The following is a 24,276-nucleotide window of genomic DNA, read 5'->3' as shown; positions in this document are numbered from 1 at the left end:
CATGAAGCTGCTGCGCGTGCTGAGTCTGCGGGGGATCGGCGCCCAGATGGCGGCGCTGGTCGTCGTTTCGATCGTCGCGCTGCACTTGATCATCACCGCCACCTTCCTGATCCATCGCCCTGATCGGGTGGAGCCGTCGGACCGCTGGCACACCCAGCTCGCCGCCGCCGCGCAGCTGCTCGGGCATGCCCCGGCGTCGGAGCGGCCGCGGCTCCTGGCCGACGTCGCCCGTGCTTTCCCGCAACTTGCGATCGGCGACCTGCCTTCCGATGCCGGCGCGCTCACCGAAACCGACACGCCGAGCCTGCACGCGCTGCGCCGGCTCGGCGCCGGCTATCGCATCTTCCTGCTGCCGCGCGAAGCTGGCAGCACGCCACATGACGGCGAAATTCGCCGCGTCGCGATCCGCCTGCCCGACGGCGCCATGTTCGCCGCCAACCTGATGCCGGATCAGCACATGCGGCCGTTCTGGGGTGGACCGTGGATGATGACGGTGCTGTTCGCCGTCATCAGCGTCACCCTGCTCGGCCTGTGGGCGGCATGGGCGCTGACCGCGCCGCTGTCGTCCTTCGTCAAGGCCGCCGAGACCTTCAGCCTGAACGGCGCCGCCGCGCCGCTGCCCGAGCGCGGTCCGGAGGAGATCCGTTCGCTGGCCCGGGCGCTGAACCGGATGCGCGAGCGCATCACCGCATTGATCGACGATCGCACCAAGATGCTGGCCGCGATCAGCCATGACCTGCGCACGCCGATCACGCGGATGCGGCTGCGCGCCGAATTCATCGAGGACGAGACCCACCGCCACCGCATGCTGCGCGACCTCGACCAGATGCGCTCGATGCTGGAATCGGTGCTGTCGTTCCTGCGCAACGACCGCAAGCTCGAGGAGATGACGCTGGTCGACATCGCGAGCACGCTGCACCTCGTCACCGATCAGTTCGCCGACATGGGACACAAGGTCAGTTACACGGGCCCGCAGCACGCGATGGCGACCGCGCGGCCGGCCGACCTGCATCGCTGCATCACCAATCTGGTGGAGAATGCCGTGCGGTTCGGCGGCGAAGTTGCCGTCCGCCTCGACGTCAAGCCCGACCGCCTCGTCGTCGACATCGAGGATGACGGGCCCGGCATCTCGGATGCGCACAAGGCGAGCGTGCTGGAGCCGTTCGTGCGCGGCGACCAGGCACGCAACATGGATGAGGCCGAAGGCTTCGGCCTTGGACTGTCGATCGCCAACGCCATCGTGCTCGCGCATGCCGGCACGCTGTCGCTGCACGATCGCAAGCCGCACGGGCTCGTGGTCCGGATCGAATTGCCGGCGCGGCAACAGCAATTGCAGCGGCAGAAATCCGCGGCCTGATCAGGCGAAGCTGATGCGATGAGGAGACGTCAGGCGGCGAGCGGCGTAATGAGCTCCGCTTCCTCGTAGATCGCGATGGCCTCGAAGCGGTAATTGCAGGCGCGGCAATTCCACAAGAACGACGAGCGGCCTTCGCTGTGCTCCACCCAATCAGGGCGGGCGATCGGCTTACCGCATTGCGCGCAGGGATTTTCGCGAGGCATATAGCCGGTGTCCTGACGGACCATGGCGCATCTCCCGAATGTTGTTTCTTGCGTGCTTGGACAGAGCTGCTGACTGAACGATCGCGCACTCTGCCGTGGACGAAGTCTAGACCTTCATTGATTCGTTTGCACGACAAACTGCTGTGGATAGCGTGCGGCAAAATTAGTCAGAAAAATTAGAAGGAAATTGCAGGCCAAGACAATTTTTGGCTGAGACGATTGAAGCAAACAATTTGAAGCATCCGTATTGCAATCGCGTGGTCCCTTCACCCCATGACCGGACAATCACGGATGCATTAACGTTCGCTGATGCGAAGGTTTTGCCACATTCCTGCCCGCTAGCCGTACCAATGAGACCGCAGAACCGACGCGCATCTGAAAGCCCGAGCGATTGAGATGAAGACCGTACAAGCCCTTGGCTGCCTTGCCGCAATCGCGGTGCTGGCGTCCTGCGCGAGCGCGCAGGCGCAATCGCGCGCGCAATATGAGGCGATGGTGGCGGCCGAGGCCCAGGCCAACCTCGTACCGGAAGAGCTGGTGCATCGCGTCATCGTGCGCGAGAGCAAGTACCATCCGCAGCTGATCGGACGCGGCGGCACCATCGGGCTGATGCAGATCAAGCTCGGCACTGCACGCGGCCTCGGCTACACCGGTACCGCCGAGGGTCTGCGCGATCCCCAGACCAACCTCAAATACGGCATCAAATACCTCGCCGGCGCCTATCGCGCCGCCGATGGCAATCACGATCGAGCCGTGCGTTATTTCGCGGGCGGGTATTACTACGTCGCAAAGCGCCAGCGCGGGGATCACCTGAAGGAAGCGAAGCATGGCGGCGCGGGTGCACCGCCGAAGGAATTCGCCAAGTCGGAGCAAATGACGGCCGATACCGCCGAGCCGAAGCCGGAACAGGCCGAAAAATAGCGCCGATCGTATCCGCGCAGCCCCACGGCGCGTGCCGGCCATCCTCGACACCGCCTGTCAACGCGTCTGGCATACAAGTTGACACACGAGCCCATCCGCCTACATTAGGGGCGTTCCGAGGGGTGCTCCGAAGGAGGAGCTGAGATACCGCAAGCTTGGGCTAGCCAGTAGGCGAATAGTCCGGGACCGCGGTGACCCTTTGAACCTGATCCGGGTCATGCCGGCGAAGGGACAGGGATGTATCAGACGTCAAGACCGCGGGGGGATTCCCCCGTCTCCATCATCGGCGCCGGCATAGCCGGCGCCTGGCATGCGCTCTTGCTCGCAGAGGCCGGACGTGCCGTCACCCTGCATGAGCGCAGTGACGCCGCGATGACGGAATCCACAAGCCACTGGGCCGGCGGGATGCTCGCGCCCTGGTGCGAGGCGGAGGCCTCCGAGCCGGTGATCTCCCGGCTCGGCATCCGCTCGCTCGAGCTCTGGCGGCAGCATGTTCCGGAAACCCCGTTCAACGGCTCGCTGGTGGTGGCGCATCCGCGCGACCGCGCCGATTTCGAGCGCTTTGCCCGCCTCACCACCGGCCATCGCCGGATCGACGCCGAGGGCGTTCGCGCGCTCGAGCCGTCGCTCGAGGGCCGTTTCCGTGACGCCCTGTTCTATCCCGACGAGGGCCATGTCGAGCCGCGCCGCGTGCTGCCGCGGCTGCATGCCGCGATCGGCAAGGCCGGCGGCGCCATCAAGTTCGGCAGCGACGCCGAGGCAGCCGATCTCGACGGCGTCGTGATCGACTGCCGCGGCCTTGCCGCGCGCGACCGCGAGCCGAGCTTGCGCGGCGTCAAGGGCGAGATGATCATCATCGAGACCTCCGAGGTCGAACTGGCGCGCCCGGTGCGGCTGATCCATCCGCGCTGGCCGCTTTATGTGATCCCGCGCGGCGACGGCCGCTTCATGCTGGGCGCGACCTCGATCGAGGCCGAGGACAACGGCGTCAGCGTGCGCTCGGCGCTGGAGCTGTTAGGGGCCGCCTATGTCGTGCATCCGGCATTCGCCGAGGCGCGCATCGTCGAATTCGGCGCCGGCCTGCGCCCTGCATTTCCCGACAATCTGCCGAAAATCAGGATCGAGCAGGAACGCATCACGGTGAACGGACTCTACCGTCATGGCTTCCTGCTCGCGCCGGCGCTGGCGGAGCTGACGCTCGCCTATCTCGCGCGCGGCGAAATCGACAATGAGGTGATGCAATGCGCGTGATCGTCAACGGCGAGCAGCGGGAGATCGTGGCCTCCAGTGTCGATGCGCTGCTGGCCGAGCTCGACTACGAGGGCACGCATTTCGCGATCGCGCTGAACTACGACGTGGTGCCGAAGAGCCGCTGGGCCGACACCGCGTTGAAAGCCGGCGACGAGATCGAGATCATCACGCCGCGGCAGGGAGGGTGATGTGAGTTTGTTCGCACACTCCCTCCCCATGTCGTCCCGGCCGAGTGCGCGCTTGCGCACGGAGCCGGGACCCATAACCACGACCGGCTATTGGCGGAACGAACGACGCCCCGCGTGCCCTCTTGAAGGGCCGCGGCGTATGGGTCCCGGCCTTCGCCGGGACGACGGCGTGATTTGAGGAGACACCACGGATCATGGTCACCTTCTACGGCAAATCCTTCCCGTCCCGCCTGCTGATCGGCACGGCGCTGTATCCCTCGCCTGCGATCATGCAGAATGCGATCCGCGCCTCGGGCGCCAGCATCGTCACGGTGTCGCTGCGGCGCGAGGCGGCGGGTGGCAAGACCGGCGATGCGTTCTGGTCGCTGATCCGCGAGCTCGGCGTCACCGTGCTGCCGAACACCGCGGGCTGCCGCAGCGTCAAGGAAGCGGTGACCACCGCAAAGCTCGCGCGCGAATTGTTCGGCACGCCGTGGATCAAGCTCGAGGTGATCGCCGACAACGACACGCTGCAGCCCGATGTGGTCGGCCTGGTCGAGGCGGCCGGCATCCTGATCAAGGACGGTTTTGAAGTCTTCCCCTATTGCACCGAGGATTTCTCGGTCGCCTCGCGGCTGGTCGACGCCGGCTGCAAGGTGGTGATGCCGTGGGCAGCACCGATCGGCAGCGCCAAGGGCATCACCAACCGCGACGCGCTGAAGCTGTTGCGCGACCGCCTGCCCGGCATCACGCTGGTGGTCGACGCCGGCTTAGGGGCGCCTTCGCATGCCGCCGAGGCGCTCGAGCTCGGCTATGACGCCGTGCTGCTCAACACGGCGGTCGCCAAAGCCGCCGATCCCGTTGCGATGGCCAATGCCTTCCGCCTCGGCGTCGAGGCCGGCCGCACCGCTTACGAAGCCGGGCTGATGGAAGCCCGCGACTTCGCCTCCCCCTCCACCCCTGTCGTTGGGACCCCGTTCTGGCATGCCGTATCCTGATCCGTTCTATCCCGTCGTCGACAGCATCAAATGGGTCGAGCGACTGACAAAACTCGGCGTCGGCACCATCCAGCTGCGCGCCAAGGAGCTCGACGATGCCGGGGCGCTGCAGATCGTCAGCGATGCGCTCACAGTGACCAAGGGCACGCCGACCAAGCTCGTGGTCAACGACTATTGGCGCGCGGCGATCGTCGCCGGCGCCGAGCATCTGCATCTCGGGCAGGAAGACCTCGCCGAGGCCGACCTCGGCGAGATCCGCAAAGCGAAGCTGACGCTCGGCATCTCCACCCATGACGACGCCGAGCTCGCCACCGCGCTCGCCGCCAAGCCCGACTATGTCGCGCTCGGCCCGATCTTCTTCACCACGCTCAAATCGATGCGGTTCGAGCCGCAGGGCATTCCGAAGATCACCGAGTGGAAGAAGCGGATCGGCTCGATCCCCCTTGTCGCGATCGGCGGCATCAAGTTCGAGCACGCCGCCGAGATCTTCGCCGCCGGCGCCGATTCGATCGCCGTCGTCAGTGACGTCACCCAGAACCCCGACCCCGACGCGCGGGTCAGACAATGGCTCGGCCTCAGCGCGGAGGCCGCGTGATGCACGTAACTCTCACCAGCGTCATTCCGGGGCACGCGAAGCGTGAACCCGGAATCTCGCGCCACCACCTCGAGATTCCGGATCGGTCCTAACGGACCGTCCGGAATGACGACAAGATTAAGGAGGATCCCTCATGAACATCCGCTCCAATCCCGACACCACCCGTCCCGCCGTCACCACCGGCGCGCTGCCCGCCTCACGCAAGATCTTTGCGACGCCGGAGGCCGCGTCCGATCTGCGCGTGCCGCTGCGCGAGATCATGCTGTCGGAGGGCGCCGGCGAGCCGAATTTGCCCGTCTACGACACCTCTGGCCCCTACACCGACCCGAACGTGACGATCGACGTCAATGCCGGCCTGCCGCGCAATCGGCTCGCCTGGGTCAAGGAGCGCGGCGGCGTCGAGGAATATGAGGGTCGCACCATCAAGCCGGAGGACAACGGCAATGTCGGCGCCGCGCACGCCGCCAAGGCGTTCACCGCGCACCACAGGCCGCTGCGCAGCCTCGACGGCCACAAGATCACGCAGCTCGAATTCGCCCGCGCCGGCATCATCACCAAGGAGATGATCTACGTCGCCGAGCGCGAGAATCTCGGCCGCAAGCAACAGCTCGAGCGCGCCGAAGCCGCGCTCGCCGACGGCGAGAGCTTCGGCGCTGCGGTGCCGGCCTTCATCACCCCGGAATTCGTCCGCGACGAGATCGCGCGCGGCCGCGCCATCATTCCCTCCAACATCAACCATGCCGAGCTCGAGCCGATGATCATCGGCCGCAACTTCCTGACCAAGATCAACGCCAATATCGGCAACTCGGCGGTGACCTCGTCGGTCGAGGAAGAGGTCGACAAGATGGTGTGGGCGATCCGCTGGGGCGCCGACACCGTGATGGACCTCTCGACGGGGCGCAACATCCACACCACCCGCGAATGGATTTTGCGCAACTCGCCGGTGCCGATCGGCACCGTGCCGATCTACCAGGCGCTGGAGAAGTGCGACGGTGATCCGGTCAAGCTGACCTGGGAGCTCTACAAGGACACCCTGATCGAGCAGTGCGAACAGGGCGTCGACTATTTCACGATCCACGCCGGCGTGCGGCTGCCCTACATCCATCTCACCGCCAACCGCGTCACCGGCATCGTGTCGCGCGGCGGCTCGATCATGGCGAAGTGGTGCCTTGCGCATCACAAGGAGAGCTTCCTCTACACCCATTTCGACGAGATCTGCGACCTCATGCGCAAGTATGACGTCTCGTTCTCGCTCGGCGACGGTCTGCGCCCCGGCTCGATTGCGGACGCCAACGACCGCGCGCAGTTTGCCGAGCTCGAGACGCTCGGCGAACTGACGAAGATCGCGTGGGACAAGGGCTGCCAGGTCATGATCGAGGGCCCCGGCCACGTGCCGATGCACAAGATCAAGATCAACATGGACAAGCAGCTCAAGGAGTGCGGCGAGGCGCCGTTCTACACCCTCGGGCCGCTGACGACCGACATCGCGCCGGGCTACGACCACATCACCTCGGGCATTGGCGCTGCGATGATCGGCTGGTTCGGCTGCGCGATGCTGTGCTACGTCACGCCGAAGGAGCATCTGGGTCTCCCGGATCGCAACGACGTCAAGACCGGCGTCATCACCTACAAGATCGCGGCCCACGCCGCTGATCTGGCCAAGGGCCATCCGGCCGCGCAGCTGCGCGACGATGCGCTCAGCCGTGCCCGGTTCGACTTCCGCTGGGAGGACCAGTTCAACCTCGGCCTCGATCCGGACACCGCGAAGAACTTCCACGACGAGACCCTGCCGAAGGAAGCCCACAAGGTCGCGCATTTCTGCTCGATGTGCGGCCCGAAATTCTGCTCGATGAAGATCACCCAGGACGTCCGCGACTACGCAGCGACGCTCAACGACAAGGAGCAGGGCATGGCGCAGATGAGCGCCAAGTTCAAGGAGATGGGAAGCGACGTGTATCTGGACGCGGAGAAGGTGAAGGAGAGCAACAGGGTGTTCTGACCCTCACCGCTCGTCATGCCCGGGCAACAGCGCGGAGCGCGTCTTCGCGCGGGACGCCCCGGGCATCCATCCAAAAACGAAAGGCCGGGTGAAAGCCCGGCCTTTTTGCGTCTGGATCATTCACTTATGATTTAGTGCGTGTGTTCGGCTTGTGGAGGGCCGGTCACGACAGCAACCGGCCCAGGTCCACACCAGGCGCTCCGCAGAACCCTTGACTTGGATCAACGAAAAATCCGCTATCTCATCGCTTGCTATGACGCTCGAAAGCGATGAAGGTCGGGTCAGGGATATTACCCCTGTGACCATTTGATTGGGGAGTTTCATGAGAACCTTCAACGCTGTGCTATTCGTACTTCTCGTTGCGCAAGCGGCCTCGACACAGGCTGCGGATTTGAGCGGAGCCTGGACGATCGACGCCTCGGCTTGCAACCAGGTCTTCACCAAGGAGAACAACAAGCTCGCGTTCAAGAAAGATGCCGATCTCAACGCGGGAGGCTTGATCGTCCAGGGCAAGCAAATCACCGGCACGTTTCAAAAATGCACCGTCAAATCGCTGCATGATGACGGGCAGAATGTTCGCGTGATTGCGGCGTGCTCGGACGGCGTCGCGGTTTCGGACGTGTCATTCGACATAACACTCTCCGGAGAGAACAAGATCATACTCAGCTCCAAGGCACCGGTGCCCATCGAGACGCCGTATGTTCGCTGCTCGATGTGACATTCGGCGGCGACGGCTTGAGCAAGTAGCCCGGATGAGCGAAGCGATATCCGGGGTTTACCTGTCCCGCATATCGCTGCGCTCATGCGGGCTACCGGACTATTCCTGAATCCTACGCCGTCGCCCCGACAGCTGCTTGCACACCGCCCCGCGCCCCCGCACCAAACGCAATCTCCTGATACCCTTTCTCCGCAACCCCGTTGATGATCCCCAAGAACTTCGGCGTGCCGCCGTTGTAGACGAAGTAGCGGACCGTCCCCTCCTCGTGGCCGGCGACGTTGGAGTTGTAGCCGGTGAACCACGACTTGGCTTTGCGCATCAGCATGATCTCGTACATCTTGACGACATGCGCGGTCCAGCGCTGCTGCGCTTCGAGCGTGGCGTCGGCGCGGGTCAGGCCGCGGTCCCACATGTATTGAAGCAGGTTGGTGCACCAGTTGACGCCGTTCTCGATGCCGCGCGGGAAGTTCGTGGATGCAGAGGCGCTTTGCGGGCCGGTCGGCATCAACAGGTTCGGGAAGCCGTGGACGAGCATGCCGAGGAAGGTCGATGGCGCGTGCTTCCACTTGTCGGCGAGGCGCTCCCCGCCAATGCCGCGGATATCTATCAGGTCGTAGGCGCCGGTGATGGCGTCGAAGCCGGTGGCGTAGACGATGATGTCGAAGTCGTAGTCGCGCGCCGTGGTGCGCAGGCCGCTCTCGGTGACGCGCACCAGCGGCGTCTCGCTGAGGTCGACGAGCTGCACATTGTCGCGATTGTACGCCTCGAAATATCGGGTCTCCAGCGGCAGCCGCTGCACGCCAAAACCGTGATCCCGCGGGATCAGCTTCTCGGCGACATCAGGATCGTTCACGCGCTGGCGGATGCGGCCCGCGATGTATTCCGAGAGCTCCGCATTGGCGGCTTCATCCATAAAAATCTCGCGGAAGTTCGCGAGCCAGATGCCGAAGCCGGGCTCGTCGTAGAGCCTGTCCCACAGCTTGAGCCGCTCCGCGCGGCTCACCTCGTAGAAGCCGCGCTTGTCGGGGCCATGGACAAAACTGCCCGGCGTCAGCGCGCAGGCAGCGAAGATCTCGTCATAGCGGGCGCGGATGTCGGCCATCTCCTCGTCGGAGATCGCTGAGTTGTTGAGCGGCGCGCTCCAGTTCGGCCGGCGCTGAAACACCGTGAGCTCGCCGACCTTGTCTGCGATCTCGCCGATCAGCTGGATGCCGGTGGCGCCGGTGCCGATCACCGCAACTTTCTTGCCGGCAAGATCGACCGGCTCGTGCGGCCAGTAATAGGTGTGGAACGAGCGGCCCTTGAAGTCATCGATGCCAGGCACGCGCGGCATGGTCGGCGCCGACAACAGCCCGATCGCGAGCACCACGAAGCGGCAGGTCAGTTCGCGGCCGTCACTGATCCTCAATTGCCAGAGGTCGCGCGTCTCGTCGAACTGCATGATATCGACCTTGCAATTGAACTGCATGTACTTGCGCAGGTCGAACTTGTCGGCGACGTAGTTGAGGTAACGCAGATTCTCGGGCTGGCCGGAGAAGCGCTCCTTCCAGTGCCACTCGTCGAGCAGCTCGCGCGAGAATGAGAAGCCATAGGTGTAGCTCTCGGAATCGAAGCGGCAGCCCGGATAGCGGTTCCAGTACCAGGTGCCGCCGAGATCGGGCGCGGCTTCGAGCACGGTGGCGTCGATGCCGAGATCGGCCAGCCGCTTGATCTGGTAGATGCCCGCGACGCCGGCGCCGACCACGATCACCTCAAAGTGGGTTTTCGCCTCTCCTGTCATGTCCGCTCCCGAATTCTTCTTGATCTGTTTGAGCGGATTACAGACCCTTTTGCACCTGCAAGCAACCGCGCGATCGGGCACGACTTGCGTTGAGGCGCTGCGTGCACCACATCGATCACTGCAATTTCGCCAAGCGCAATCCGGGCAAGCGACATGACCGACAATCTCACCGGCGTCTGGGACGGCAGCTATGTTCAGCCGAGCGGCATGGTCACGTTCCTGGCGACGCTGATCGACGCCGGCGGCGCGCTCGGCGGCAGCGTGACCGAACCCTGCGTGATGCCGGGCTGTCCGATCAGCACGCACAATGCATCGCTTGCGGGCCAGCGCTCCGGCAGCGCTGTTACGTTCGTCAAACGTTACGAGCCGCCTGGCTACGGCTACGACACCGTGCACTATGAAGGCGCGGTCAATGCCGACGCGACCGAGATCGACGGCCGCTGGAGCATCCGCGGCACAAGGTTCTCGGGGACGTTCCTGATGGTGCGCGCAACCGGACCGTCGCAAGCGGTCACGACGGAAGAAGAGGTCAAGGAGCCGGTGCGCTAGCGCGTGACGGGACTAGCTTGAATGACGACAGCGACGGCACTGCCCCCCGCAAGCCGCAGGGCTATGCATATGGCTGGCGGCCACGACGACATGGAAACGTCGCTTACAGAAGCGCACGAATGCCATATGCCTCGGGAGGCGAGCGTGCGCCTGCGTGATTTCGGAATATTGGAAAATATCCGTGAGTTGCCCGACGTGTCAAGTAGCCTGGTCGAACGCCGGCCACCGCCGGCTACTTTGTACTTTGCATGGGGTTGTTTTCGATATTTTGGGAACGCGCCTCCCCTGCGAGTGCTGGCAATCGCATATGGGCTCGATAGCGCCACAAACTCGTCATGCCCGGCCTTGTGCCGGCCATGACGGCGCGGAAACACCGGATTGCCCTGCCCGCAATCGGGAGAGGTGAGGCGCAGTTCGCCGCTCGATTCCAGGTGAAGTCATGTGCCAACGCGTGATTACTTTATTCAGCCCCCAGATGCCCGCGAACAATTCCCACCGCCTCCCCGACCAGCTCCGCGCCAATCTGCGCCTGGTGTTCGTCGGCACCGCAGCGAGCACGCGCTCGGCCGCCGTCGGGCATTATTACGCGCATCCCGGCAACCGGTTCTGGCGTGCGCTGCATGAGGCCGGCATCACGCCGCGGCGCTATCGGCCGGACGAGTTCGCGGCGCTGCTCGCGCTCGGCATCGGCTTCACCGATCTCTCCAAGACCGGCGCCGGGATGGATCACGAAATCAACAGGCAGTCGTTCGACGTGGTGGGCTTCCGGACGAAGATCGAGACCTATCGGCCGAACACCGTCGCCTTCACCAGCAGGAAGGGGGCGAGCCTGTTCTACAACAGGCCGACCAACGCGCTCGTGCTCGGTCGGCAGCCATCGGTGAATGGCTTTCCCGAAGTGTTCGTGCTGCCGTCGCCATCCGGCGCGGCCTCGGGTCATTGGACCTTACAGCCGTGGCGCGAACTCGCCGAGTGGATCACGGAATCGTAGGATCGTAGGATCGGTAGAGCCAACGGGTCCGCGCAAAGCGCGGCCCGAGATAAACTCCGCAAAACCCATCATCTCTCCCGACGCACCGAAGTCGATGGGTTTCGCTTCGCTCTACCCATCCTACGAGATCGCTACGAGACCGCTCCCTACTCCTTCAACGTGATCGCAAGCCCGCTGAGATCGACATTGGCCATCAGCCCGACCTGCTTGCCGCTCAATTCGAGCACCGCGCCGTTCTGGTTGGTCAAGAGGATGCCGCGCACGCCGGCGCCGAGCGCAACGCCCATGCCCGCCGCGGCATAGACGCCGTTGATATCCTGCGGACGGCGGATATTGCGCACCCGCCCCTGCAACGTGGTCTGCGAGCCGCCGAACACGAGCCCATAGTCCAGCCCGCCGGCCGTGAGCCCATAGGTCTGGCCGTGGAAGGTCATGACGCCCTTGCCGGCGGAGCCGCCGAACACCCAGCCGCCCTTGAAGATCACGAGCGTCACCGCGCCCTCGTCAGCCAGGGCAGCGGACGTTCCGGTGAGCATCGCCAGCGCGAGCAGCGCGGCGCGGGCGACGGATGGCAACTTCATGGGGGATTCTCCGGACGAAGTGAGAGCGAATCGCGGCAATCCAGCCGACCGGCGGCATCGCTGAAATGCCGCGAAACATGCGGGATTGCGCTTGTTCCTGATGGTGCGGAGTCTATCATCGCCTCTGCAGCCGCGCGACCACTGGCGCATGCGCGCCCACCGCTTTGCCGGATCGCTGAGGAGTTTGCGCAACAGGGATCTGCATCGATGCACGATTTCACCCCACTTTCCGGCCTTGCCGGCGGCGCGCTGATCGGGCTTGCCGCCGCTCTGCTGATGCTGCTGACCGGGCGAATCGCCGGGGTCACCGGCATCGTCGGCGGCGCGCTGCAGGCCGATACCGCCGACCGTAGCGCCGATCGTTCCTGGCGCATCGCGTTCATCGCGGGACTGATCGGAGCGCCCCTGATTGCGGCGCTGTTCGGCGCGCCGCTGCCGCGGCCGGCGATGAATGCGAGCCTTGTGGTGGTCGCGATCGCGGGACTGCTGGTCGGATTCGGCACAAGGATGGGCAATGGCTGCACCTCGGGCCACGGCGTCTGCGGCTTCGCGCGGCTGTCCGGCCGTTCGATCGTGGCAACATGCATCTTCATCCTGACGGCGATCGCAACGGTCGCAATCGTCAGGCACGGGATCGGAGGCTAAGCATGATCCGGAAAAGTGCGAAGCGGTTTTTCCGAAAGGATCATGCTCAAACAAGGAGCGGTTTAGCGATGGCGGTGCTTGCCAGTTTTGCCTGCGGCCTGATCTTCGGCGCGGGCCTTCTGATCTCCGGCATGACCGATCCGCAGAAGGTGCTCGGCTTCCTCGATCTGTTCGGCGCGTGGGACGCGACGCTCGCCTTCGTGATGGCGGGCGCGGTTGCGGTCGCAGCAACCGGCTTCGCGATCGCCCGGCGGCGCACGGCCCCCGCCTTCTCGGCGCGCTTCCTCTGGCCCGACCGCACCGACATCGATGCGCCGCTGGTTGCCGGTGCGGTGCTGTTCGGCATCGGCTGGGGCCTCGTCGGCATCTGCCCCGGGCCGGCACTGGTCAATCTCGCCGGCCTCTCGCTACCGATCGTGGTCTTCGTTCTCGCGATGCTCGCAGGCATGATCGGCCAGAATCTCTTCGGCAGGAATCTTTGGCGCCGGCGTGCAGCGGCACCGCGCGCCATCGAAACTTCTCCCCTTCCATCTCACGCAGACGGGTGACCCAATGACTGAAAAGACCACAATCAAGCACTTCCCTCCTCCGCCCGGCGTCCAGGCGCCGCCACTCTCGTTCGGCGCCCGCGTCGGCGATTTGTTGTTCATCTCCGGCATTCCCGGCTTTGACGCCAATCGCGAGCTGCCCGACGGCTTCGAGGCGCAGTTCGCCAATGTCGTGACCAATATCAAGCGCGTGCTGAGCGAGGCGGGCGCGACGATGCGCGATCTCGTCAAGGTCAACGTGCTGCTGACGCGCGCGAGCGACGTCGCGACGATGAACGCGCTGTATGCTGGCGCGTTCGGCCCCGCCCCCTACCCCGCGCGCACCACCTGCGTGGTGGTGGCGCTGCCCAATCCAAAGATGCTGATCGAGATCGAGGGCGTGGCACACGTGAAGGGGTGATCTCAGGCTCTGTCATGCCGGAGCGCGCCACTTGGCGCGAGCCCTCAGGTGCGCAATTGCGCACCGGTTGAATCGAGGTCCATCTTCATCGTCGTCCTGGCGAAGGCCAGGACGACGATGTGGAGAGCTGACGCAAATCCGCGCTGCATCACGCCGGTTCAGTGAGCCCTCAAAACAACGACCCCTGCCCGTCGTCCTCCCGCACCGCCGCCTTTCTCGGCGCGGCCTTCTTCGGCTGCGGCGCGTCCTCCGCGGCGATTTCATCCGCGGTCATCGGCAGCAGCAATTGCGCATCGTCATTGGCGACCGCGTTGACGCGCATCGTGACCTGGTGCCAGGCGAACTCGCCGACCTCGGGGCCCTTCAGCATCGGCATCACGTCGTCGACATCATTCGGCAGGCAGTCGAGCCAGCGCGCGAATTGCTCGAGCCTGATCGTGACCGGCACGCGGTGATGCAATTGCGCGAGGTCGGGACTGGCCGGCGCAGTGACGATCGCGACCGTATCCTGCTCCTCGCCGTTCGGCCCCATCCAGGTCTCGGCAAGCGCGGCGAAGGCGAGCGGATGGCCGTCGCGGCGATGGATGAAGAACGGCCGCTTGCGGCCGCCGGCATCCTGCCATTCGTAATAGCCGTCGGCGGGGATCAGCGCCCGGCGCCGCTTGATCGCGTTCTTGAAGGCCGGCTTCTCACGCACCGTCTCGGAGCGCGCGTTGATCAGGAGCGAGAAGGTCCTGGGGTCCTTGACCCACGACGGGATCAGGCCCCAGCGCATCAATTGAAAATGCCGGCCGCCATTCTGCAGCAGCACCACCGGGATCGGCTGGGTCGGCGCAACATTATACCGTGGCGGAAAATTCGGCTGCTCGATATAGCCGAACATCTCGCGCAAGGCCGCCGGCGGCGAGGTTATGACAAAGCGTCCGCACATTTGCCGTCCAGAGTGGTATCCGTTTATTCTGCCTTAACTTGGACCGTTAAAGACTGCGATCAATGACCTCAACGGCCGCCATAGCGGACTCTTCCCCGCGACCGACGTACCCCGATGAGGCGCGGGCGGCGCTGTTGCGCGCCGCCAACATCAATCCCCGCACCGGGCTTGCCACCGACTACCTCAATCACTTCAACGAAGCCATCATGCTGCTGGAGATGGTCCCGGACCTGCCGGAATGCGCCAGCGATTTCCTCGAATGGCAGCCGCTGTCCTATGCCGAGCATTTCACCGCGTCGAATTTCCGGGCACGCGATCTCGCGATCGAGGCCTATGAGACCGCGGACGCCGCAATCCGGGCCGAATTCGACCAGCTCACCGACAGCATGACGAAGATCCTGACCGAGGTCGGGGCGGCGATGCGGCAATTGCAGCAGGACAAGAGCCGGGTCGCGCTCGCCGAGCAGGCGATCGTCTGGGTCAAGCCGCTGGTGATGCAGACCGCCGGCATCATCAACGGCGCCGCAGAGGCCGATGTCGACAGCATCATGGCGGGCGCCTGAGATATCGGGCATGATGGTCTTCACAACCGGCTGCTAATCACCTTGACCTCTCCCGAACCTCCGATCCGCCCGCAGCTCGCCGTGTCAGGCGTGATTTTCCGCGACGACAAGGTGCTGCTGGTGCGCCGCGCCCGCTCGCCCGGCAAGGGCTTCTATTCGCTGCCCGGCGGCCGGGTCGAGTTCGGCGAATCGCTGCATACCGCCCTGCACCGGGAGATCGACGAGGAGACCGGCCTCAAGGTCGAGATCGTCGGCCTCGCCGGCTGGCGCGAGGTGCTGCCGACCGGCCCCGGCACCGGACACTATCTGATCATGACCTTCGCGGCGCGCTGGGCGTCCCGCGAGCCTCACCTGAACGACGAGCACGACGATTTCAAATGGCTGGCGCCGGAGGAGATCGGCGACCTTAAAGTCACCGGCGGCCTGCATGCGGTGATTGCGGCCGCCCGGCGGCTGGTTTGAGGCCCGTGGGGGGCTTTGGGGGGCTCGGCCGCCTTGCCTCGGGCGCATTGAGGGGGCATACCACCGCCATTCCGGAACCCCTGATGATCAAAGCCTTTCTCGCCGTTGTGATCCTGATGTCGGCATGCCTTGCGACGCCCGCCCGGGCGCAGGACGCGGCTGCGCCGTTCGACGGCGATTTGCAGCGGCTGGCCGAGATCCTCGGCGCCCTGCACTATCTGCGCGGCATCTGCGGCTCCAACGAGGGCGCCAAATGGCGCAACGAAATGCAGGCACTGATCGATGCCGAGACCCCCTCCGGCGACCGCCGCGCCCGCATGATCGCGGGCTTCAACCGCGGCTATAACGGCTTCCAGCAGACCTACCGGACCTGCACGCCCGCGGCCACGGTAGCGATCCGCCGCTACATCGAGGAGGGCTCGAAAATCTCCCGCGACCTGACGGCCCGCTATGCCAACTGAACGGGCGATCTTCTTCGACCTCGACGGCACCCTGACCGACCCGAAGCCCGGCATCACCGGCTCGATCCAGTACGCGCTGGAAAAGCTCGGCCGGCCGGTTCCCTCGCAGGATGAACTGACCTGGTGCATCGGGCCGCCGCTCAGGGCGAGCTTTGCGATGCTGCTCGGCGGCGAGGAGCTCGCGGACCGCGCGGTCGCGCTCTACCGCGAAAGATTCGGCGATGTCGGGCTGTTCGAGAACGCGGTCTATCCCGACATCGCGGAGGTTCTGGCCGAGCTGCGCCGGGCACCGGGCCGGATGTTCGTCGCGACCTCGAAGCCGCATGTGTTCGCGACGCGGATCATCGCGCATTTCGGCCTCGGCGACTATTTCGACCACGTTTTCGGCTCGGAGTTCGACGGAACCCGGGTCAACAAGGTCGACCTGCTCACCTATGCGCTGGCGCAGACCGGGGCCGATCCGGCCAAATCCCTGATGATCGGCGATCGCAGCCACGACGTGATCGGGGCGAATCGAAACGGCATCCGGGCGGTCGGCGTCACCTATGGCTACGGCACGCCCGAGGAGCTGACCGAGGCCGGCGCCAGCCATCTGTGCGCCACGCCGCGCGCGGTGCTGGACCATATCCACAGCTCATTCGGCTGATCGCGGCCCGGATATCCGGAATTCCCCTTTAAATGCCGAGGCCGCCGTTAACCTTTTCGAAAGATGTGGGCTAGGCGGTACCTGCATGCGTGATACATCTCGCACGTCGCAGTGGTTCGCTCCTCGGACCGCGCGCTGTCAATTTGCAGAGTTTCATGCGCCATCCAGCGTCCTTCCCCCATCACCAAGACCCGCGACCCGACCACGAGCAGAAGCAGGCCGCGCTGGGCTACCTGAACGAGGCCTGGGCTGAAGCGCGTCACGACGGCGTCGATGGCGACTGCCTCGCGCAGGCGAGCCTGTTCGCGGCGCTGGCCGAATTGGTCGGCACCTATGGCGAGGACGCGGTGGCGAAATTCGCCGAGGGCCTCGCCGCGCGCGTGCGCAACGGCGAGTTCTCGCTGGCACTGGCCCGACAGTAAAACGATAGCGTTTTCGAGCGAAGTGGGCCGCCGGTTCGCGTCAAGAAAACGCGTCAAACGCGAACCTACGGCTTCAGCGTCTCGAGGAACCGAACCGGCTCGCCGGTCGATGGCGTCGTGACTTCGCCCTGCCACATCACCCGCCGGCCGCGCACGAAGGTGCCGACCGGCCAGCCCTGCACCCGCACGCCGTCATAAGGCGTCCAGGCGGCGCGCGAGGCGATCCATTTGTTGGTGATGGTCTCGCTGCGCTTCAGGTCGACGATTGTGAAGTCGGCATCGTAACCGGCCGCGATGCGGCCCTTGCAGGCGATGTTGAACAGGCGCGCAGGCCCCGCGCTGGTGAGATCGACGAAGCGAGCCAGCGACAGCCGCCCGGCATTGACGTGATCGAGCATCAGCGGCACCAGCGTCTGCACGCCGGTCATGCCCGACGGCGAGGCCGGATAGGTCTTGGCCTTCTCCTCCAGCGTATGCGGCGCGTGATCCGAGCCGAGCACGTCGATGATGCCCTGCTCGATACCGTACCAGATGCCGGCGCGGTGATCGGCCGAGCGCACCGGCGGGTTCATCTGGGCCAGTGTGCCGAGCCGCTCGTAGCACTCCGGCGCGGCCATGGTGAGGTGGTGCGGCGTCGCCTCGCAGGAGGCGACATCCTTGTGGTCACGCAGGTACAGAATCTCGTCCTTGGTCGAGATGTGCAGCACGTGGATGCGCTTGCCGGTCTCGCGCGCGAGATTGACCAGGCGCTCGGTCGCCATCAGCGCGGCGGTCTCGTCGCGCCACACCGGATGCGAGCGAGCATCGCCCTCGATCCGCAGCGGCTTGCGCTCGTTGAGGCGATACTCGTCCTCGGCGTGGAACGCGGCGCGGCGCCGGATCACCTGGAAGATCCGCCGCAGGCTCTCGTCGTCCTCGACCAGCAGCGCGCCGGTGGAGGAGCCGATGAACACCTTGACGCCGGCGCAGCCCGGGGCGCGCTCGAGCTCCGGCAGATCCTGCACGTTCTCGCGGGTGCCGCCGATGAAGAACGCGAAATCGCAATGCATGCGATGGCGGCCGCGCTTGATCTTGTCGGTGAAGGCCGCTTCGGTGACCGTCAGCGGATTGGTGTTCGGCATCTCGAACACGGCGGTGACCCCGCCCATCACCGCGCTGCGCGAGCCGGTCTCGAGGTCTTCCTTCTGGGTCAACCCGGGCTCGCGGAAATGCACCTGGGTGTCCATCACGCCGGGCAGGATGTGCAGGCCCTTGCAGTCGATCACCTCGCCGGCCGAGGCCTGACTGAGCGAGCCGATCGCGGCGATGCGGCCGCCCGCGATACCGATATCGCGCACGCCCTCGCCGTCCTGATTGACCACGGTGCCGGATTTTAGAATGGTGTCAAAATGCTGATTCATCGGTCCTCGACGCCCGCTTTCGGCTGTCGCGCGGGCCTTGTTCGGCGCACTGTAGCGCCTTAGCTTGACAGGGGATATCGCGGCCTGCGCGTTTCCCAAGGAACTTGGAAAAGAGCCAATTTTGCGAATGAAAGCAGCGTTTCTTCCAGATCGGGGCGTGGTCAAGGTCTCTGGCGAGGACGCCCGCAACTTCCTCAACGGCCTCATCACCGCCGACATCGCCGAGTTGCGCGCGGGACAGGCCCGGTTCGGCGCGCTGCTGACGCCGCAGGGCAAGATCATCGTCGATTTCCTGATCACCGAGATACCCGCCGGCCACGGCGGCGGCTTCCTGATCGATGCGCCGCGCGCGCTCGCCAAGGGCCTTGCCGACAAGCTCGGCTTCTACAAGCTGCGCGCCAAGGTCGTGGTCGAGAACCTGTCCGACAGCCTTGGTGTGCTGGCGGCCTGGGATGGCGAGCCGGCGGCGACGCCGGATCTCGCGTTCGCCGATCCGCGCAACCCAGCGCTCGGCTGGCGCATCCTGATTCCGGAAGATTTGAAGCAGAAGCTCGCTGAGCTGATCGGTGCCGATCTCGTCGACTCCAACGCCTACGAGGCGCATCGGATCGCCACCGGCGTGCCGCGCGGCGGGCTCGACTTCATGTATGGCGACGCCTTCCCGCACGAGACCAATATGGATCGCCTCAACGGCGTCGATTTCGACAAGGGCTGTTATGTCGGCCAGGAGGTGGTGTCGCGCATGCAGCACCGCGGCACGGCGCGCACCCGCACGGTGAAGATCGTCCTCGACGGCCCCGCGCCCGAAGCCGGCGCTACCATCCTGGCTGGCGACAAGCAGGTCGGCACCATCGGTTCGACCGCCGGCGAGAAGGGTCTCGCGCTGGTCCGCATCGACCGCGTCGCCGATGCGCTCGACGCCGGCCTGGCGCTGACCGCGGGCGGGCTGTCGCTTCACCTCGCCGAACCTGACGCCGTCCGCATCACACCCAAGCAGACCGTCGCATGAGCCGTACCGCGCAGCTGCATCCCGACGGCAAGACGCGCTGCCCCTGGCCGGGCGAGGATGCGTTCTACGTCGCCTATCACGACAATGAATGGGGCGTGCCGGAATATGACGACCGCGCACTCTACGAAAAGCTGATCCTCGACGGCTTCCAGGCCGGTCTGTCCTGGATCACGATCCTGCGCAAGCGCGAGAACTTCCGCAAAGCCTTCGACGATTTCCAGCCCGAGAAGATCGCGCGCTACAACGCCAAGAAGGTGCACGCGCTGATGAACGATGCCGGCATCGTCCGCAACCGCGCCAAGATCGAAGGCGCGGTCGCGAGTGCGAAGGGCTATCTGGAGATCATGGAGAAAGGCCCCGGCTTCTCGAATTTCCTGTGGGACTTCGTCGACGGCAAGCCGAAGGTCAATCAATTCAAGACCACCGCGAGCGTGCCGGCCTCGACGCCGGTCTCGATCAAGGTCTCGAAGGAGCTCGGCGCGCGCGGCTTCAAGTTCGTCGGTCCCACCATCGTCTACGCCTTCATGCAGGCGACCGGCATGGTCAACGATCACCTCGTGACCTGCTTCTGCCACGAGAGCTGCAGCGGCAAGCTCCGCACACCGCGACTCAAGAAGAAATGACGGCGCGCAAATCGACGGAGACAACCCGCGCCTGGCAGCGGATGTTGTCGGGACGCCGGCTGGACCTGCTCGACCCGTCGCCGCTCGATATCGAAATCGTCGACATCGCGCATGGACTGGCGCGGGTCGCGCGCTGGAACGGCCAGACCAGCGGGGCGCACATCTTCTCGGTGGCTCAGCACACGCTGCTGGTCGAAGCCGTGATGCGCCAGCAGATGCCGCGCGTCGACATCCGCCATCGTCTCGCGGCGCTGCTGCACGACGCACCGGAATACGTCATCGGCGACATGATCTCACCGTTCAAGGCGGTGCTGTCAGGCGAATACAAGGCGGTGGAGAAGCGGCTGCTCGGCGCGATCCATATCCGCTTCGGCCTGCCCGCCATGCTGGCGGACGAGATCACCCAGCAGATCAAGGCCGCCGATCGCGGCGCCGCGTATCTCGAGGCGACGCATCTGGCGGGATTTTCGCGAGCCGAGGCCAAGCGGCTGTTCGGCCGCGATCCGGAACTGCCCGAAGCGACCGAGCGCGACTATCTGACGCCATGGACCGCCGCGCGGGCCGAAAAGCAGTTTCTCGAGCGCTTCAAGGCATTGCACGCCTCTTAGGGCGGCACCGAAAGACGTGCCGCCGGTTGCGCCGCAAAACGATGAATCGGCATGGCACCCCCGCCTTTGCCCGTTCGGGAGCAGCCGTTATAATCCGGCACCCCCGATAGAAGGACCATCATGCTTCACGTCTGCTCGCTTGCCGCACTCTCCGACACGGTTCGCGCCACCGGCGCCAGCCATGTGCTGACTGTGATGGCCAATGTCGACCAGGTGCAGCGGCCGCCTTCCGTGCTGCCGGCCAACCACCTGAAAGTGTCGATGGACGACATCATCGAACAGATGGACGGCTTCGTTGCGCCCAACGAGTCGCATATCGAGAAGGTGCTGAGCTTCGTGCGCGGCTGGGATCGCCAAGCACCGATGGTGGTGCATTGCTACGCCGGCATCAGCCGTTCGACCGCGAGCGCATTCGTCACGGTCTGCGCCCTCAACCCGCACCGCGACGAAATGTCCATCGCCCGGATGATCCGCGAGGCCTCGCCGATCGCGGCTCCCAACCGGCTGATCGTCAGCCTCGCCGACAAGGCGCTGGGGCGCGAGGGCCGGATGCTGCGCGCACTCGACGCGATGGGTCCCGGCAGTATGAGCGTCGAAGGCCGGCCCTTCCGCATCGATCTGGACTAAGCGCAGCCGGTCACGCCCGATCGCTTGAACTTCCGGTCCTCCTCACGGCACTACTAGGTTGCGACGGGCCGCCGGGCTGGCCAAGTCCGGCGCGTCCTGCCGGAGGCCCGATGTTCGATTCGCCGTTCGACTTCCTGACGCTCGTCCTCGCCATCGTCGCGATCATTTTCGCGCGCAAGGCGCTGGGCCGGATCGACCTGCTGCAGCGCCGCCTGGATGCGATCGAGGCCGCGGGCGGCGCCGCCGCGCGGACGGCCATGCCGCCGCCGCTGACTCCGCTGCAGGAGTTCGAGCAGACGCCGCCGACGGCGCCTTCCGTCGCGCCGCCACCGCTCCCGGAGGCGGCTCCCAGCGAACCGGCCGCGCAGACCGAGCCAGCCGCGGACGCGCCAGGTGCCGTACCGCCGCCCCTGCCGGAGCCGCCAGCCCCTCCGCAGCCTGCACCCGGCTTCGAGGAGACGCTCGGCACGCGCTGGGTGGTGTGGATCGGCGGCCTGACGCTCGCGCTCGGCGGCTTCTTCATGGTGCGCTATTCGATCGAGGCCGGCTTGCTCGGCCCCGGCGTCCGCACGATGCTCGGCGGATTGTTTGCGCTGGCGCTGCTCGGCGCCGGTGAATGGACCAGGCGCCAGGAAAGCATCTCCAACATCGCGGCGCTGCCGATCGCCAACATCCCGGCGATCCTCACTGCCGCCGGCACCGCGGTGGCATTCGCTACCGTCTACGCCGCCTACGCGCTGTATGATTTCCTCGCCCCGGCGAGCGCCTTCATCCTGCTCGGTATGGTCGCGCTCGGCACGCTGGCGGCCGCGCTGCTGCACGGACCCGCGCTGGCCGGGCTCGGCATCGTCGGCGCCTTCGTCACGCCGCTCCTGGTGTCGTCAGACAAGCCCGACTTCTGGTCGCTCTACGTCTACCTCGCCATCGTCACGGCGGCGGCGTTCGGCCTCGCCCGGATCCGGCTGTGGCGCTGGCTCGCGGTCACGACGATCGCCTTCGCGCTGCTGTGGACCTTCCCTTGCCTGCAATGCGGGCCCGAGATGATCGCGCCGCACGTCTTCCATGTCATCGCGGGCTTCGTGCTGGCGGCGCTGCTCGTGGTCTGCGGCTTCATGTTCGGTCCCGACGGCGACGGCGAGGAGATCGAGCCGATTTCATCTAGCTCGCTCGCCGCCTATCTGTTTGGCGCGATGCTGATCGCGCTCAACAGCGCCCACGCCGACACCGCGATGATCGGCTTTGCGCTGCTGACAGCCGCGAGCCTGCTTGTCGCCTGGCGCGCGCCTGCTGCTACCCGTGCGATCGGCGCCGCGTCGATCTTCGTGTTCATTGTGTTCGGCGAATGGGCCGTCCGCCGCAACGTCGACATGCTGGTGCTGCCGGGCGGCGCGATCCCCGGCATCGGCCGGTCCGTGACCGATGGCTCGGTCTCGCTGCATCTCGTCACCGCCGCGCTGTTCGCGGCCGCCTTCGGCATCGCCGGCTTCCTCGCGCAATTCCGTTTTACCACCACGAAGGTCACGGTGACCTGGGCCGCGGCGGCGGTGTTCACGCCGGTCGCGCTGCTGGTCGCACTCTATGCACGCATCGCGCATCTCGACCGCTCGATCCCGTTCGCGGTCCTCGCCGTGCTGCTGGCGGCGGCCTACGCAGCCGCGACCGAGGCGCTGACCCGGCGCGACGAGCGGCCGGAGCTGTCGCCTTCGATTGCGTTGTCCGCCACCGGCGCCCTCGCCTCGCTGGCGCTGGCGCTGACCTTCGCGCTCGACAAGGGCTGGCTCACCATCGCGCTCGCGCTGGTGTCGATGGGCACGGCGTGGCTGTCGGTGCAGCGGCCGATTCCGTTCCTGCGCTGGCTTGCCGCGATCCTGGCCGGCATCGTCGTGCTGCGCATCGGCTATGAGCCGCGGATCGCGGGCGACGCCGTCGGCACCACGCCGATCTTCAACTGGCTGCTGTGGGGCTATGGCGTGCCGGCGCTGTCATTCTGGGCGGCAAGCCATTTCCTGCGTCGCAACGGCGACGACGTCCCGCTGCGCATCGTCGAATCCGCCGCGATCCTGTTCACGGTGCTGCTTGCCTTCATGGAGATCCGCCACGCGGTCAACAGCGGCGATGTCTATTATGCCAGCGCCGGGCTGACCGAGGTCGCGCTGCAGGTCGGCGCGACGCTTGCGATGGCGATCGGACTGGAGCGGCTGCGCCTGCGCAGCGGCAGCATCGTGCACAATGTCGGCGCGATCCTGCTGACCGCATTCGCCGGGCTTGCCAGCCTGTTCGGACTGCTGGCGCTGGAGAACCCGATACTGTGGTGGCAGGACGTCGGCGGCAGCTTCATCAACCTGCTGCTGCTCGGCTACGCGCTGCCGGCGGTGCTGGCGCTGCTGCTGTCCTATGCGGTGGCGGGCCATCGTCCTGCCGGCTATGCCAACACGATCGCCGCCGGCGCGCTGGTCCTTGCGCTCGCTTACGTCACGTTCGAGATTCGCAGGCTCTACCACGGACCCGTGCTGACGCGCGGCGAGACCACGGGCGCGGAGCAATACACCTATTCGATCGCCTGGCTGATGTTCGGCGTCGCGCTGCTCGGCATCGGCATCGTCGTCAACTCGCAGCGGGCGCGGCTCGCGTCTGCTGCGGTGATCGGGCTGACGATCCTGAAGGCGTTCCTGATCGACATGTCGACGCTCACGGGTGTCTACCGGGCGCTGTCGTTCATGTGCCTTGGCATCGTGCTGGTCGCGATCGGCTGGCTGTATCAGCGGATCCTGTTTCGCAGGCGAACCGCTCAGCCGCTCGCGCAGGCTGAGGGTTAGGACTT

The 24,276-nt window shown here is 65.6% G+C and carries 28 protein-coding genes and 1 riboswitch; of the genes, 23 read left to right on the top strand and 5 right to left on the bottom strand.

What is annotated here, in order from left to right:
* Position 1 precedes the first annotated feature (1 nt).
* A complete protein-coding gene (locus Q2M23_RS00710) occupies positions 2 to 1,357 on the top strand; it encodes an ATP-binding protein (RefSeq protein WP_253625809.1) in 1,356 nt (451 codons plus the stop codon).
* A gap of 29 nt (positions 1,358 to 1,386) precedes the next feature.
* Here the strand turns inward: Q2M23_RS00710 and Q2M23_RS00705 are convergent, their stop codons facing one another.
* Positions 1,387 to 1,584, bottom strand: coding sequence for a hypothetical protein (locus Q2M23_RS00705; protein ID WP_028332600.1), 198 nt, complete (start codon positions 1,582 to 1,584; stop codon positions 1,387 to 1,389).
* A 372-nt stretch (positions 1,585 to 1,956) separates the two neighbouring features.
* Between Q2M23_RS00705 and Q2M23_RS00700 the strand changes: the two genes are divergently transcribed.
* From Q2M23_RS00700 to Q2M23_RS00670, 7 genes are all read left to right on the top strand, one after another.
* The gene (locus Q2M23_RS00700) at positions 1,957 to 2,481 is read left to right on the top strand and encodes a lytic transglycosylase domain-containing protein (protein ID WP_057014952.1); all 525 of its coding nucleotides are present in this window, start codon (positions 1,957 to 1,959) and stop codon (positions 2,479 to 2,481) included.
* Between the two features lie 108 nt (positions 2,482 to 2,589).
* Positions 2,590 to 2,731, top strand: a riboswitch (TPP riboswitch).
* Entirely contained in the window at positions 2,719 to 3,732 is a 1,014-nt protein-coding gene (locus Q2M23_RS00695; protein ID WP_316393680.1) for an FAD-dependent oxidoreductase, read from the top strand. (Overlaps the previous riboswitch by 13 nt.)
* On the top strand, positions 3,723 to 3,920 hold the full coding sequence (gene thiS, locus Q2M23_RS00690) for a sulfur carrier protein ThiS (protein WP_076824056.1): 198 nt from the start codon (positions 3,723 to 3,725) through the stop codon (positions 3,918 to 3,920). Before Q2M23_RS00695 ends, thiS begins: the two co-directional genes overlap by 10 nt.
* Before the next feature lie 194 nt (positions 3,921 to 4,114).
* Positions 4,115 to 4,897 carry a thiazole synthase gene (locus Q2M23_RS00685; RefSeq protein WP_076824053.1) on the top strand — a complete coding sequence of 261 codons (783 nt, stop codon included), beginning with the start codon at positions 4,115 to 4,117 and terminating at the stop codon, positions 4,895 to 4,897.
* The gene (thiE, locus tag Q2M23_RS00680) at positions 4,884 to 5,492 is read left to right on the top strand and encodes a thiamine phosphate synthase (protein WP_316393679.1); all 609 of its coding nucleotides are present in this window, start codon (positions 4,884 to 4,886) and stop codon (positions 5,490 to 5,492) included. The genes Q2M23_RS00685 and thiE overlap by 14 nt, the downstream gene beginning before the upstream one ends.
* Before the next feature lie 133 nt (positions 5,493 to 5,625).
* Positions 5,626 to 7,491: a phosphomethylpyrimidine synthase ThiC gene (gene thiC / locus Q2M23_RS00675; RefSeq protein ID WP_316393678.1), complete on the top strand. Its 1,866-nt coding sequence runs from the start codon at positions 5,626 to 5,628 to the stop codon at positions 7,489 to 7,491.
* Positions 7,492 to 7,813: 322 nt separating this feature from the next.
* Positions 7,814 to 8,209, top strand: coding sequence for a hypothetical protein (locus Q2M23_RS00670; protein ID WP_057014948.1), 396 nt, complete (start codon positions 7,814 to 7,816; stop codon positions 8,207 to 8,209).
* A gap of 112 nt (positions 8,210 to 8,321) precedes the next feature.
* Here Q2M23_RS00670 and Q2M23_RS00665 read toward each other — a convergent pair whose 3' ends face one another.
* A complete protein-coding gene (locus Q2M23_RS00665; RefSeq protein WP_229191749.1) occupies positions 8,322 to 9,989 on the bottom strand; it encodes a flavin-containing monooxygenase in 1,668 nt (555 codons plus the stop codon).
* A gap of 153 nt (positions 9,990 to 10,142) precedes the next feature.
* Between Q2M23_RS00665 and Q2M23_RS00660 the strand changes: the two genes are divergently transcribed.
* Together Q2M23_RS00660 and Q2M23_RS00655 are read left to right on the top strand one after the other, a co-directional pair.
* Entirely contained in the window at positions 10,143 to 10,538 is a 396-nt protein-coding gene (locus Q2M23_RS00660) for a hypothetical protein (protein ID WP_168857501.1), read from the top strand.
* A 475-nt stretch (positions 10,539 to 11,013) separates the two neighbouring features.
* Complete coding sequence (locus Q2M23_RS00655; protein WP_316393677.1) at positions 11,014 to 11,529, top strand: mismatch-specific DNA-glycosylase; 516 nt, start codon at positions 11,014 to 11,016, stop codon at positions 11,527 to 11,529.
* Between the two features lie 146 nt (positions 11,530 to 11,675).
* Here Q2M23_RS00655 and Q2M23_RS00650 read toward each other — a convergent pair whose 3' ends face one another.
* Positions 11,676 to 12,110, bottom strand: coding sequence for a hypothetical protein (locus Q2M23_RS00650; protein WP_028332611.1), 435 nt, complete (start codon positions 12,108 to 12,110; stop codon positions 11,676 to 11,678).
* A 207-nt stretch (positions 12,111 to 12,317) separates the two neighbouring features.
* On the opposite strand from Q2M23_RS00650, the gene Q2M23_RS00645 reads away from it, so the two are divergent.
* The 3 genes from Q2M23_RS00645 (at position 12,318) to Q2M23_RS00635 (ending at position 13,703) form a co-directional block, all read left to right on the top strand.
* Positions 12,318 to 12,755 (top strand): YeeE/YedE family protein, encoded by a 438-nt coding sequence (locus Q2M23_RS00645; protein ID WP_316393676.1) that lies wholly within the window; start codon positions 12,318 to 12,320, stop codon positions 12,753 to 12,755.
* Between the two features lie 68 nt (positions 12,756 to 12,823).
* A complete protein-coding gene (locus Q2M23_RS00640; protein WP_168857499.1) occupies positions 12,824 to 13,303 on the top strand; it encodes a DUF6691 family protein in 480 nt (159 codons plus the stop codon).
* Positions 13,304 to 13,307: 4 nt separating this feature from the next.
* On the top strand, positions 13,308 to 13,703 hold the full coding sequence (locus Q2M23_RS00635; protein ID WP_076824036.1) for a RidA family protein: 396 nt from the start codon (positions 13,308 to 13,310) through the stop codon (positions 13,701 to 13,703).
* A 169-nt stretch (positions 13,704 to 13,872) separates the two neighbouring features.
* Here Q2M23_RS00635 and Q2M23_RS00630 read toward each other — a convergent pair whose 3' ends face one another.
* Positions 13,873 to 14,634 carry an SOS response-associated peptidase gene (locus tag Q2M23_RS00630; protein WP_316393675.1) on the bottom strand — a complete coding sequence of 254 codons (762 nt, stop codon included), beginning with the start codon at positions 14,632 to 14,634 and terminating at the stop codon, positions 13,873 to 13,875.
* A 62-nt stretch (positions 14,635 to 14,696) separates the two neighbouring features.
* Between Q2M23_RS00630 and Q2M23_RS00625 the strand changes: the two genes are divergently transcribed.
* The 5 genes from Q2M23_RS00625 (at position 14,697) to Q2M23_RS00605 (ending at position 17,188) form a co-directional block, all read left to right on the top strand.
* Complete coding sequence (locus Q2M23_RS00625; RefSeq protein ID WP_057014940.1) at positions 14,697 to 15,197, top strand: hypothetical protein; 501 nt, start codon at positions 14,697 to 14,699, stop codon at positions 15,195 to 15,197.
* Between the two features lie 42 nt (positions 15,198 to 15,239).
* Entirely contained in the window at positions 15,240 to 15,659 is a 420-nt protein-coding gene (locus Q2M23_RS00620; protein ID WP_316393674.1) for an NUDIX hydrolase, read from the top strand.
* Between the two features lie 83 nt (positions 15,660 to 15,742).
* Positions 15,743 to 16,120, top strand: a complete 378-nt coding sequence (locus Q2M23_RS00615; protein WP_028332618.1) for a TIGR02301 family protein — start codon at positions 15,743 to 15,745, stop codon at positions 16,118 to 16,120.
* On the top strand, positions 16,110 to 16,766 hold the full coding sequence (locus Q2M23_RS00610) for an HAD family hydrolase (protein ID WP_316393673.1): 657 nt from the start codon (positions 16,110 to 16,112) through the stop codon (positions 16,764 to 16,766). Before Q2M23_RS00615 ends, Q2M23_RS00610 begins: the two co-directional genes overlap by 11 nt.
* Before the next feature lie 155 nt (positions 16,767 to 16,921).
* Positions 16,922 to 17,188, top strand: coding sequence for a hypothetical protein (locus Q2M23_RS00605; RefSeq protein ID WP_028332620.1), 267 nt, complete (start codon positions 16,922 to 16,924; stop codon positions 17,186 to 17,188).
* 65 nt (positions 17,189 to 17,253) lie between these two features.
* On the opposite strand, the gene Q2M23_RS00600 is transcribed toward Q2M23_RS00605, so the two are convergent.
* Positions 17,254 to 18,588: a dihydroorotase gene (locus Q2M23_RS00600; protein ID WP_316393672.1), complete on the bottom strand. Its 1,335-nt coding sequence runs from the start codon at positions 18,586 to 18,588 to the stop codon at positions 17,254 to 17,256.
* A gap of 127 nt (positions 18,589 to 18,715) precedes the next feature.
* Here Q2M23_RS00600 and Q2M23_RS00595 point away from each other — a divergent pair, with 127 nt between their 5' ends.
* From Q2M23_RS00595 to Q2M23_RS00575, 5 genes are all read left to right on the top strand, one after another.
* Positions 18,716 to 19,597 (top strand): folate-binding protein YgfZ, encoded by an 882-nt coding sequence (locus tag Q2M23_RS00595; RefSeq protein WP_316393671.1) that lies wholly within the window; start codon positions 18,716 to 18,718, stop codon positions 19,595 to 19,597.
* Positions 19,594 to 20,220 carry a DNA-3-methyladenine glycosylase I gene (locus tag Q2M23_RS00590; RefSeq protein ID WP_057014934.1) on the top strand — a complete coding sequence of 209 codons (627 nt, stop codon included), beginning with the start codon at positions 19,594 to 19,596 and terminating at the stop codon, positions 20,218 to 20,220. Before Q2M23_RS00595 ends, Q2M23_RS00590 begins: the two co-directional genes overlap by 4 nt.
* Entirely contained in the window at positions 20,217 to 20,828 is a 612-nt protein-coding gene (locus tag Q2M23_RS00585; protein WP_316393670.1) for an HD family hydrolase, read from the top strand. The genes Q2M23_RS00590 and Q2M23_RS00585 overlap by 4 nt, the downstream gene beginning before the upstream one ends.
* Before the next feature lie 120 nt (positions 20,829 to 20,948).
* On the top strand, positions 20,949 to 21,455 hold the full coding sequence (locus Q2M23_RS00580; protein ID WP_316393669.1) for a tyrosine phosphatase family protein: 507 nt from the start codon (positions 20,949 to 20,951) through the stop codon (positions 21,453 to 21,455).
* A gap of 110 nt (positions 21,456 to 21,565) precedes the next feature.
* Positions 21,566 to 24,271: a DUF2339 domain-containing protein gene (locus tag Q2M23_RS00575; protein WP_316393668.1), complete on the top strand. Its 2,706-nt coding sequence runs from the start codon at positions 21,566 to 21,568 to the stop codon at positions 24,269 to 24,271.
* The last annotated feature ends 5 nt before the right edge of the window (positions 24,272 to 24,276 follow it).

The organism is Bradyrhizobium sp. 33ap4, from assembly GCF_032654765.1.
GTDB classification, from domain to species: domain Bacteria; phylum Pseudomonadota; class Alphaproteobacteria; order Rhizobiales; family Xanthobacteraceae; genus Bradyrhizobium; species Bradyrhizobium australafricanum.
The sequence above is the reverse complement of the archived record's forward strand: the minus strand, read 5'-3'. Positions and strand labels throughout refer to the sequence as shown.

What these genes read in the sequence shown, in the direction of transcription:
- Q2M23_RS00695 (WP_316393680.1), top strand. Translation starts at nt 2,719, where the DNA reads ATGTATCAGACGTCAAGACCGCGGGGGGATTCCCCCGTCTCCATCATC.
- Q2M23_RS00595 (WP_316393671.1), top strand. Translation starts at nt 18,716, where the DNA reads ATGAAAGCAGCGTTTCTTCCAGATCGGGGCGTGGTCAAGGTCTCTGGC.
- Q2M23_RS00640 (WP_168857499.1), top strand. Translation starts at nt 12,824, where the DNA reads ATGGCGGTGCTTGCCAGTTTTGCCTGCGGCCTGATCTTCGGCGCGGGC.
- Q2M23_RS00700 (WP_057014952.1), top strand. Translation starts at nt 1,957, where the DNA reads ATGAAGACCGTACAAGCCCTTGGCTGCCTTGCCGCAATCGCGGTGCTG.
- Q2M23_RS00615 (WP_028332618.1), top strand. Translation starts at nt 15,743, where the DNA reads ATGATCAAAGCCTTTCTCGCCGTTGTGATCCTGATGTCGGCATGCCTT.
- Q2M23_RS00645 (WP_316393676.1), top strand. Translation starts at nt 12,318, where the DNA reads ATGCACGATTTCACCCCACTTTCCGGCCTTGCCGGCGGCGCGCTGATC.
- Q2M23_RS00670 (WP_057014948.1), top strand. Translation starts at nt 7,814, where the DNA reads ATGAGAACCTTCAACGCTGTGCTATTCGTACTTCTCGTTGCGCAAGCG.
- Q2M23_RS00665 (WP_229191749.1), bottom strand. Translation starts at nt 9,989, where the DNA reads ATGACAGGAGAGGCGAAAACCCACTTTGAGGTGATCGTGGTCGGCGCC.
- Q2M23_RS00590 (WP_057014934.1), top strand. Translation starts at nt 19,594, where the DNA reads ATGAGCCGTACCGCGCAGCTGCATCCCGACGGCAAGACGCGCTGCCCC.
- Q2M23_RS00650 (WP_028332611.1), bottom strand. Translation starts at nt 12,110, where the DNA reads ATGAAGTTGCCATCCGTCGCCCGCGCCGCGCTGCTCGCGCTGGCGATG.
- thiC (WP_316393678.1), top strand. Translation starts at nt 5,626, where the DNA reads ATGAACATCCGCTCCAATCCCGACACCACCCGTCCCGCCGTCACCACC.
- thiS (WP_076824056.1), top strand. Translation starts at nt 3,723, where the DNA reads ATGCGCGTGATCGTCAACGGCGAGCAGCGGGAGATCGTGGCCTCCAGT.
- Q2M23_RS00580 (WP_316393669.1), top strand. Translation starts at nt 20,949, where the DNA reads ATGCTTCACGTCTGCTCGCTTGCCGCACTCTCCGACACGGTTCGCGCC.
- Q2M23_RS00635 (WP_076824036.1), top strand. Translation starts at nt 13,308, where the DNA reads ATGACTGAAAAGACCACAATCAAGCACTTCCCTCCTCCGCCCGGCGTC.
- Q2M23_RS00630 (WP_316393675.1), bottom strand. Translation starts at nt 14,634, where the DNA reads ATGTGCGGACGCTTTGTCATAACCTCGCCGCCGGCGGCCTTGCGCGAG.
- Q2M23_RS00705 (WP_028332600.1), bottom strand. Translation starts at nt 1,584, where the DNA reads ATGGTCCGTCAGGACACCGGCTATATGCCTCGCGAAAATCCCTGCGCG.
- Q2M23_RS00585 (WP_316393670.1), top strand. Translation starts at nt 20,217, where the DNA reads ATGACGGCGCGCAAATCGACGGAGACAACCCGCGCCTGGCAGCGGATG.
- Q2M23_RS00710 (WP_253625809.1), top strand. Translation starts at nt 2, where the DNA reads ATGAAGCTGCTGCGCGTGCTGAGTCTGCGGGGGATCGGCGCCCAGATG.
- Q2M23_RS00655 (WP_316393677.1), top strand. Translation starts at nt 11,014, where the DNA reads ATGCCCGCGAACAATTCCCACCGCCTCCCCGACCAGCTCCGCGCCAAT.
- Q2M23_RS00685 (WP_076824053.1), top strand. Translation starts at nt 4,115, where the DNA reads ATGGTCACCTTCTACGGCAAATCCTTCCCGTCCCGCCTGCTGATCGGC.
- Q2M23_RS00600 (WP_316393672.1), bottom strand. Translation starts at nt 18,588, where the DNA reads ATGAATCAGCATTTTGACACCATTCTAAAATCCGGCACCGTGGTCAAT.
- Q2M23_RS00660 (WP_168857501.1), top strand. Translation starts at nt 10,143, where the DNA reads ATGACCGACAATCTCACCGGCGTCTGGGACGGCAGCTATGTTCAGCCG.
- Q2M23_RS00575 (WP_316393668.1), top strand. Translation starts at nt 21,566, where the DNA reads ATGTTCGATTCGCCGTTCGACTTCCTGACGCTCGTCCTCGCCATCGTC.
- Q2M23_RS00605 (WP_028332620.1), top strand. Translation starts at nt 16,922, where the DNA reads ATGCGCCATCCAGCGTCCTTCCCCCATCACCAAGACCCGCGACCCGAC.
- Q2M23_RS00625 (WP_057014940.1), top strand. Translation starts at nt 14,697, where the DNA reads ATGACCTCAACGGCCGCCATAGCGGACTCTTCCCCGCGACCGACGTAC.
- Q2M23_RS00610 (WP_316393673.1), top strand. Translation starts at nt 16,110, where the DNA reads ATGCCAACTGAACGGGCGATCTTCTTCGACCTCGACGGCACCCTGACC.
- thiE (WP_316393679.1), top strand. Translation starts at nt 4,884, where the DNA reads ATGCCGTATCCTGATCCGTTCTATCCCGTCGTCGACAGCATCAAATGG.